This window comes from uncultured Caballeronia sp. (assembly GCF_964243625.1).
Taxonomy (GTDB): domain Bacteria; phylum Pseudomonadota; class Gammaproteobacteria; order Burkholderiales; family Burkholderiaceae; genus Caballeronia.
In genome coordinates this window covers 1-5,552 of record NZ_CAXTGZ010000409.1, presented here as the reverse complement: position 1 = coordinate 5,552, position 5,552 = coordinate 1, and the positions used below count along the sequence as shown (strand labels likewise).

The 5,552-nt window shown below is 56.6% G+C and carries 5 protein-coding genes and 3 pseudogenes; 4 read left to right on the top strand and 4 right to left on the bottom strand.

Going from position 1 to position 5,552, the window contains the following annotated elements; genetic code table 11:
* Positions 1-102: 102 nt before the first annotated feature.
* From ACFFAR_RS23180 to ACFFAR_RS23170, 3 genes and pseudogenes are all read right to left on the bottom strand, one after another.
* Positions 103-243 carry a hypothetical protein gene (locus ACFFAR_RS23180; protein ID WP_205583097.1) on the bottom strand — a complete coding sequence of 47 codons (141 nt, stop codon included), beginning with the start codon at positions 241-243 and terminating at the stop codon, positions 103-105.
* Between the two features lie 67 nt (positions 244-310).
* A pseudogene (locus ACFFAR_RS23175) lies at positions 311-409 on the bottom strand (hypothetical protein); the annotation flags it as partial.
* A gap of 237 nt (positions 410-646) precedes the next feature.
* On the bottom strand, positions 647-1,261 hold the full coding sequence (locus tag ACFFAR_RS23170; protein ID WP_174364286.1) for an aldo/keto reductase: 615 nt from the start codon (positions 1,259-1,261) through the stop codon (positions 647-649).
* A gap of 456 nt (positions 1,262-1,717) precedes the next feature.
* Here ACFFAR_RS23170 and ACFFAR_RS23165 point away from each other — a divergent pair.
* Positions 1,718-2,004 (top strand): annotated as a pseudogene (locus tag ACFFAR_RS23165) (IS6 family transposase); the annotation flags it as partial.
* Positions 2,005-2,619: 615 nt separating this feature from the next.
* Here the strand turns inward: ACFFAR_RS23165 and ACFFAR_RS23160 are convergent.
* Positions 2,620-3,498 carry a LysR substrate-binding domain-containing protein gene (locus ACFFAR_RS23160; protein ID WP_174364285.1) on the bottom strand — a complete coding sequence of 293 codons (879 nt, stop codon included), beginning with the start codon at positions 3,496-3,498 and terminating at the stop codon, positions 2,620-2,622.
* 145 nt (positions 3,499-3,643) lie between these two features.
* On the opposite strand from ACFFAR_RS23160, the gene ACFFAR_RS23155 reads away from it, so the two are divergent.
* From ACFFAR_RS23155 to ACFFAR_RS23145, 3 genes and pseudogenes are all read left to right on the top strand, one after another.
* Positions 3,644-4,564, top strand: coding sequence for an NAD(P)-dependent oxidoreductase (locus tag ACFFAR_RS23155; RefSeq protein WP_375508540.1), 921 nt, complete (start codon positions 3,644-3,646; stop codon positions 4,562-4,564).
* On the top strand, positions 4,561-5,343 hold the full coding sequence (locus ACFFAR_RS23150; protein WP_174364283.1) for a fumarylacetoacetate hydrolase family protein: 783 nt from the start codon (positions 4,561-4,563) through the stop codon (positions 5,341-5,343). The genes ACFFAR_RS23155 and ACFFAR_RS23150 overlap by 4 nt, the downstream gene beginning before the upstream one ends.
* A 46-nt stretch (positions 5,344-5,389) precedes the next feature.
* Positions 5,390-5,552 (top strand): annotated as a pseudogene (locus tag ACFFAR_RS23145) (NAD-dependent isocitrate dehydrogenase); the annotation flags it as partial.

Sequence of the window (5,552 nt, the reverse complement as noted above, 5' to 3'; positions counted from 1 at the left end):
CGCCCGCTTCCCTCCGTTGAAGTTTATCAACAGCGCTTAGCCGCGGTTTTGCAAATAGTATTGAGCCGCATCATCTAGAACGCGCTGCCGCTCGGCGCGCACTTAGATCGATGTGGTCTGTCGCGACGCGAGATCGAGGATGCGCTGCACCACGTCGATGGGCATGTCGAGCGCCACGGCGGGAGTGCCGAATGTGTGCCGTGGTACGGTCCGGTGCGACTGCTTCATGTCGCGTAAGTCCATGGCTCATTGCCAAGAAGGAATAGGCCGCGATTGTCTCGGCCCCGCCTTCGGACGCGCCCAAAATGCTGGCCGTGGGCCGGCTTGCAAACCGTTTGACCAGTTCCTTCGCGCGCCGGTCCTGCCGTGGATCACCCAAATCCGGCGTCTCAAATCCTCGTCCACCCATGCGCTGCGTCGTCTCGGGTCTTCATGCCGAAAATCCGAGAGCAACCGCGAAATCCGCATTGTCAACAACCCCCTTGTGGATACTTTCCTACTTCAACAACGGTTCCGCAAGCGCCGAGTTGTGCAAACGCAGGACGCTGTTGGCGCAGACCCGCAAGCAGCGACTGCTATGGGGCGCTCGCCGATTTTCCGTCTTACGCCGCTGCAGTTACTCTACCAATCGGAGTCGCCAATCGCGTTATTCCATCCATCCTGCGACAGTGTTCCCGCCAAAGACCATGCTACGGATCATCGGAGTCGCCAGCCCTGCGCTGAAGCCCACCACTGGGGCACTCACCTCGTTTAAGCGCTTCATCTGGGACTCGCTCAAGACAATCTCCGTTGCGGCAATATTGCTCGCAAGCTGCATGAGCTTGCTCGCCCCGACGATGGTGGACGTTACACCGGGCCGCGCCATCACCCAGCGCAGCGCGACCTGCGCCAAAGGACGATTCTGCTCGGCGGAAACGGACTTCAGAACGTCAAGGATCGCCCAATTGCGATCGACGAACTTGCTGTCGCCGAACGGATTCGGGCCGCTCAGTCGACCCTTGTCCTTGGTATTCTCGCGGCTGTATTTTCCGCTTAGGAAGCCGCCTGCCAGCGGACTCCACGGCATCACGCCCATCCCGGCCTCCCGCGCGACGGGAATATGCTCGCTTTCGATGTCGCGGGCGACAAGCGAATACTCCACCTGAACTGCAATCGGGCCCGGAATGCGCCGCTCCGAAGCGATGGTCGCAGCCTTCATGGCCAGCCACGCTGGCATATCAGAAAAAGCTTGCAACTCCTCGTACTGATTTGCTTTATGCATTACAACACCTTATACGCTTTGGTGTTGCGCTTCGATAACCCTCGACAGATTTTCCAATTACTTCGTTATACGAATTACCTCGTAATATTGGTGTCGGAATGAACTTCGCAGGATGCTCGCGGTTCTTCTACGTAGAAATGTCGGATACAGGTTGTCCGAAAAAATCAAATAGCATCTGTGTTTAGAATAACCGTTACGTTTAAGACGGTAGTATCACCGTTCGGTATTTCCGCATTTTTCGCGTAGGAAAATGCCATTGGCTGCCTGCCGAATTAAGGCGCTTAAGCTCTAACTTTGAATATCTATCCGCCCCGTTTCTCGCTCGGCCCGTCACGCCAGATGCGCGCTATCCGCATTGATACACGCCTACTGTCGACGAAAATTCAAATTTCCCCCCATTTGACTCCGGGGTTTGCACTGAACGCCAAATGACAGATTTGCGTCGCACTGATGCGCCCGGAAATTGCGAAGGTAAAGCACGTGTTCGGCAAAGCCGCAGTCCGATTAAACAACCGCGCAGAGAACAGCCACCAACCGACACGCGAACGCGAGCGTCGCATGCGAGGCTTTCGGGACCCAAACGCACGCAGAAATTCCTCTCGTGCTTCGGGCCGATCCGGCAACATTTCGCGCTCAAGCGACATTTGCTTCGCGCTTCACTCTATCGCAAACAACGCGCTGTCCGTTCGTCGCCTGGCGCTAATTCACTGAACTCACCCCAAGATCCGTCCTCAGCTTTCTGACAGTTCGTCCAACGGCCGTCACATGGCTCTCTTCCTCTAAATATACTGACAACGCCCTTTCCAGTGTCAGCAAGTCACCTCAGCTTCGGCTCACTTTCCCCCGTAGCAGAGAAAGGGCATCCCCGGCATAACATCAACAAATTGCCGGGCCGTGCATTCCAGACATGCTCAAGGAGCTTCACCCCCTTGCGGGCAGGCTACGCTGACTGGGCGTACGGTAAGTGATTTCCCGACTGAATAGCTGATTGTGCGCCTCAGCGCATACCGCGCGTGGTTTGCTGCGAGCCCGGGTCGGGCGTTCACTGCGCCGGTGAGCGATGTTTCTCTTCGCGCAGCACCCGTTAGAACGTCGATTCAGGGGCGATGTAGCGGCCCTGGTCGGCCAGCCGTGGCACGATCTGGCTCGCCGCGCCCGGTGACGGCAAGGATCGAGGCCTGAATCGGCTTGCCCATGAAGGGCTTGTACAATCGTCGCCTTGTGAACATCCATCCCATCGAACTTGCGGCACTTATTCACGACCTGCTCTCCTCAATTGCGGCCCGGAGCCTGCGGTTCTTCGGAGCCCTCAGCTTGACCCGCTTGGCTTGAGGGACCGCAGGTCTAATAAATAATGTCTAGGGCTTGTGATTGCGCTCGGTAAATTCTGCGAAAGCCCGATTCGCACGAGACAGATATTGTCCGTCGAGCCAGCAAAGGTTGAATTGGAAGAATTCTGGCGGGGAGAAGGATAGTGCGGTCAATCCCGTCCGGGACTCAACCATGGATCGGAGCAGCGTTGCAGCGCCGATCCCGTCTCTTGCCGCCTCTAAAACCAGCGGAACATAGTTGCTCTGCGTCACGACTCGATAACTTACACCTGCTCGTTGGCATCGCTGGTCGATGACGTTGCGCTGGAGAAAGCTTTCATCCAACAGAATCATTTCCAAGTTGGCTAGGTTTGCATCGGATATTTGTGTATTCGACGCGAGAGGATGGGCGCTGTTGAGGCACAATACGACTTCTTCACGATCCAGCATCACCCGCGCCCAGTCTTTCTCAACTCGACGCCCCTCCAGTATTGCTAAATCAATCTTTCCGGCCTCAAGCATCGACCGGACCTCGCCGGCGCTTCCCTGCATTGCGATAACGCTGATGCCGGGATATTTCTGGTGAAACGCACGCATTAAAGACGGAAAATATTGAAGTCCGTACATCGGAGGGAACCCAATGCGGACCTCTCCGGCGCGCAATTCCTGATTGTCGGCAATCTCAAGTCTGGCTGATTCCAGCTCTTGAAACACATGCTTCGCCCGACGCATCAGCAGCTCGCCCTCGGGAGTTAAAGTCACAGGACGATTTCGACCTCGAGTGAACAAAGTCACTCCGACCTCCTCCTCTAGCTTCTTTATCGCAACGCTCAGAGCCGGCTGCGCAACGTGAAGCTCGGCCGCTGCGCGGGTGATGTTGCCGAGACGGGCGATTGTCTCGCAGTAGCGGAGAACACGGATGTCCATACTCGAAAACGATCCTGGGGATAAACGAACAGTATTTCCATTAAGAAGGCGCAGTCAATAAACTAGACTTTGCTCAAGGGTCCCCAAAAATCGAAACAGCATCTGCTTCGTGTGGGTTCGCTTTAATATACTACTGTTGGATACCATGGATATCGCTTTCATCGGTCTCGGGCAAATGGGAAAGCCGATGGCTCTCAACATGCTCAAGCGTGACCCCAACTTAATCGTCGCGGCCGCTGATACTTCGAGCTACCCGGAATTCGCCCGGCTCGGCGCGCGCCCCGTCGAGCGCATTGTCGATGCTGCAAAGGCCGATATGGTTTTCCTTTCCCTGCCCCATGCGGAAGCTATCCACGCGGTTCTGCTGGGCGAAGACGGGCTGATTACGTATCTGAGCGCGGGCAAAATTGTCGTCGACACGAGCACCATCAACTATTCGGCAACCGTTGAAATCGCCGCTGCTCTCGCCGAGAAAGGAATTCATTTCATTGATGCGCCGGTGTCGGGTATGGAGGCTCGCGCGGTGGACGGCACGCTCACCGCAATGTGCGGCGGTTCGCATGAGGTCTATGAGACGGTTCAACCCTTTCTTGCTGCAATGGCCAACAACATCTTGTACATGGGTGATGTCGGGACCGGGCAGCTCACGAAATTGATCAATCAGCTCCTGTTCGATATCAACGCGGCTGCTCTCGCGGAAGTGCTTCCGATGGCGGCCAAGTTGGGCTTGGATCCTGAGAGGATTGGTACGGTCATCAACTCGGGCACCGGTCGGAGTTACGCATCGGAGTTCTTTATTCCTCAAATCCTAAAAGGCAATTTCTCTTCCGGATATCCAATGCATCACGCCTATAAGGACCTGGTCAGTGCCGCTGAGCTTGGAGCGCGCCAATGCATTCCGATGCCCGTCCTTGCTGCTGCGACGGCGACTTACCAGGCCGCGCTTCTGCGCGGGTTCGGCAAGCTTGACAAGGGTGCCATGGTCAAGGTGTTTGAAGAGTTGAACAACGTCACTTTCCGGTCTAAGACCTCGGCCGTCGAGCCGGCTAGCGCGGAGGCGCAATGAGCTTCCAATTCGACCCTAATCCAGCGGCGGCAGTGCTGCTCCAGGCGTGGAAAGCACAGCAGCAGATGCAGGCGCTGCCGTCACCGATCGCGCCCGCTAATTTGGATTCTGGGTACTGCGTGCAAGACCGCTTGGTCGATTTAACGGGGCAGTTTGTCTGCGGTTGGAAGCTCGGCGTTGGCAGCCTCGCGGCAATGATGGCGGCCAGTGCGCAACGACCGCTTGTTGGACGACTGCTTTCTTCGCGTTGCTATCGCGACTGCGATGTGGTCTACCTGTCAAAAGCAAGGCCGATAACCGTCGAGTTCGAAATCGTATTCACTCTTGCGTGCGACATTGAGCCATATAACGAGAAGCCCTTGGAACGGCTGGTCGAGTCTGCTCACGTCGGCTTTGAGTTCGTGCTGTCGAGATTCGTCGACCGGCGAGCCGTTGGGCAACCGAGCTTTGTGGCGGATAACGTTGGTTTCGAAGCGTGCGTGGTCGGTCCCCGGATAGAAGTTGAGGACATCGACAACATTGCTTCATCGGTAGCTGTGTATGTTGATGGCGTGGAAAAGGGTCGAGGGCTGCATGGCGACGACGCCACGGAGCCGTGGGGCTCGCTGCAGCGCCTTCTTGAACACGCCAGTGCCCGGGGCCTCACGCTCAAACGAGGCGACGTCGTATTCACCGGCGCCGCAGCCAAGCCAATAGTAATCGAGCATGAGTCGTTTGAACTATCGGCGAATTTTCTTGGACGCAAGTTGTGCGTCTCCGCGAAGATCAGTGACGCGTAAGCACCATCCGCTAAGCAGCAAAGAATGACCACTCCAGGAAATTGACATGACCATCCTCGCGAACGAGCGCATCCCGGCCACGCTGATACCAGGCGACGGTATCGGGCCCGAAATCACCAAGGTAACCGTCGATGCGCTCGAAGCGCTTGGTGCGCCCTTCGAATGGGACGTCCAACAGGCTGGTGTTGCCGCGCTGGAGGCTATTGGAG